A 279-nucleotide genomic window follows, 5' to 3' on the forward strand; every position below is an offset into this window, starting at 1 on the left:
AGGGCCTGCCCCATGTTGTTGTAGCGGTAATCGGGAAATCTGGCCGTGTCGTAATATCCCCCCAGCTTGTAGACGCCCGGCAGGCCGGGATTTTTCGTTACGTTGGACATATCGGCAGGCTGCGGATTGAGCGCGTACTGCAGTTCGGTAATCAGCAGCGCGCCATTGCCCATGTTGAAGTTCGTGCCATTGGCGCCGTTGTAGGTCTGGCTGGTGGGGTCGCTGTTGCTGCCCCGAGCCGCGCCCGTGGCCTGCTGGATGGGCAGCGAGTTGTAACGG

1 protein-coding gene is annotated in these 279 nt (G+C 60.9%); it reads right to left on the reverse strand.

Translation table 11 applies throughout. The annotated features are described in order from the left end of the window. Window positions 1-279: carbohydrate porin (locus B7449_RS18210; protein WP_048884022.1), on the reverse strand; the 279-nt coding region annotated here is incomplete at both ends.

Origin of the sequence: Komagataeibacter intermedius TF2 (assembly GCF_000964425.1) — a bacterium.
GTDB lineage: Bacteria > Pseudomonadota > Alphaproteobacteria > Acetobacterales > Acetobacteraceae > Komagataeibacter > Komagataeibacter intermedius.